Raw genomic sequence first — 2,021 nt, forward strand, 5'->3', positions numbered from 1 at the left:
TGCGCCGGGAGCTGGACCGGGGCCCGCTGCGGGTGGCGGACGGGGCCGGCGGGGCCGCGGCGAACGCGGTGGCGGTGCTGATCGTGGCGTGGGTGGCGGCGAGCGTGCTGGGCGCGTCCTCGTCGCCGCTGGTGACGTCGGCGATCCGGGACTCCCGGCTGCTGGGCGCGGTGCAGGAAGCGATGCCGGACACCACGCCCGCCTGGTTCTCGCGGGCCACGTCGGCGCTGACGGAGGCGGGTTTCCCGCAGGTGTTCAACCCGTTCGAGAACGAGTCGACCGCAGAGGTCGCCGCGCCGAGCGGGGACAACGTGACGCCGGCCGCGACCCGCGCGGCGCAGCGCAGCACGGTGAAGGTCGAGGGGGTGGCGGGCACGCAGGGCCGCGAGGGCAGCGGGTTCGTGTACGCGCGTGAGCACGTGATGACCAACGCGCACGTGGTGGCGGGCATCGACGAGCCCACCGTACGGGTGGGCGGGGCCGGGCGGACGTACGAGGCGCGGGTGGTGCTGTTCGACCCGCGGACGGACGTGGCCGTGCTGCACGTGCCGGACCTGCGGGCGCCGGTGCTGGCGTTCGACGACGACGCGGAGCGGGGCGCGGCGGCGGTGGTGGCGGGCTATCCGCAGGACGGCGCCCTGAACCTCCAGGCGGCGACGGTCGCGGCGCGGGTGCAGGCGCGCGGGCAGAACATCTACAACGACGAGCGGGTCACCCGGGAGATCTACTCGATCCGCTCCACGGTCCGGCCGGGCAACTCCGGCGGCCCGCTGCTGACCACCGACGGGCGGGTGTTCGGCGTGGTGTTCGCGCGCTCGACCTCGGACGCGGAGACGGGGTACGTGCTGACGGCGGACGAGGTGGCCGACGAGGCCGCGCGGGCGGCGACGGCGACCACCCCGGTGGACACGGGGCAGCCGGTGACGTCGTAGGGCGGGCCCCCGGTCAGACGAGGCTCTGCCCCATCAGGACGTCGTCGACGTAGCGGCCGTCGAGGTGGAACTCGCCGGGGAGCACGCCCTCCACGGTGAAGCCCTCCGACGCGTACAGGGCGCGGGCGACGGTGTTGGGGCCGAGGACGCGCAGGCTGATCCGGCGGGCTCCCCGGCGGCGTGCCTCCGCGACGGCGGCCCGCACCAGGGCGCGGCCGGCGCCCTTGCCGCGTGCCTCCTCGGCGACGGCGAGTCCGCGGATCTGCAGGACGTGCGCGTTGGTCGGCATCCCGGTGGGGTGGCCGAGGCGGACGTAGCCGACGACCCGTCCGTCGTACTCGGCGACCTGGTGGGCGTCCGGGCCGCAGGCCGGGTGGAAGAAGGGCTCGTCGGGTGCGGGCGGCTCGGGCCTGACCTCGTGCAGCGGTGACCAGGTCTCGCGGTCCAGGCGGGCCAGGGCCGGCTCGTCGTCGGGGCGGGCGGGACGTATCAGCGGTTCCGGCATGCGCGTCACTCTACGTGCCGTCCCCACCGTGATTTCCGGGGCGCCGGGGGCAGGATGGACGTCATGGAACATGCGCGGATCGCGGTGGCCGGGGCGTCCGGACTGATCGGCGGCGCCCTGGCGCGGTCGCTGGCGGCGGACGGGCACACGGTGGTGCGGCTGGTGCGCCGGGCGCCCCGGTCGGCGGACGAGGTCCGCTGGGACCCCGGGCGCGGGACGGTGGACGCGTCGGGCCTCGCCGGGTGCGACGCGGTGGTGAACCTGGCGGGCGCCGGGGTCGGCGACCGGCGCTGGACGGCCGCGTACAAGGACTTGATCCGCTCCAGCCGGGTCGGCGGCACGACCGCGCTGGCCGAGGCGGTCGCGGGGCTGCCCGAGGAGGCCCGGCCGCGGGTGTTCCTGAACGGCAGCGCGACCGGCTACTACGGCGAGACCGGCGACCGCGCGGTGGACGAGGGCGCGCCCCCGGGCGAGGGGTTCCTGTCGCGGGTCTGCGTGGAGTGGGAGGCCGCCGCGGCTCCCGCCCGGGAGGCGGGTGCGCGGACGGTGTTCGCGCGCACGGGGCTCGTGGTGGCGCCCGGGGG

3 protein-coding genes are annotated in these 2,021 nt (G+C 76.7%); 2 read left to right on the forward strand and 1 reads right to left on the reverse strand.

Going from position 1 to position 2,021, the window contains the following annotated elements; translation table 11 throughout:
- The coding region (locus CCN29_RS16155) for a MarP family serine protease (protein ID WP_107481707.1) at positions 1–932 on the forward strand (932 nt) is incomplete at its 5' end.
- 13 nt (positions 933–945) lie between these two features.
- On the opposite strand, the gene CCN29_RS16160 is transcribed toward CCN29_RS16155, so the two are convergent.
- A complete protein-coding gene (locus CCN29_RS16160) occupies positions 946–1,437 on the reverse strand; it encodes a GNAT family N-acetyltransferase (RefSeq protein ID WP_006130131.1) in 492 nt (163 codons plus the stop codon).
- A 63-nt stretch (positions 1,438–1,500) separates the two neighbouring features.
- Between CCN29_RS16160 and CCN29_RS16165 the strand changes: the two genes are divergently transcribed.
- The coding region (locus tag CCN29_RS16165; RefSeq protein ID WP_143661341.1) for an NAD-dependent epimerase/dehydratase family protein at positions 1,501–2,021 on the forward strand (521 nt) is incomplete at its 3' end.

The organism is Streptomyces pseudogriseolus (assembly GCA_002154585.1).
GTDB classification, from domain to species: Bacteria; Actinomycetota; Actinomycetes; order Streptomycetales; family Streptomycetaceae; genus Streptomyces; species Streptomyces pseudogriseolus.

Bases quoted from the DNA above. Each gene is read 5' to 3' on its own strand.
- CCN29_RS16160 (WP_006130131.1), bottom strand. From the start codon at position 1,437: ATGCCGGAACCGCTGATACGTCCCGCCCGCCCCGACGACGAGCCGGCC.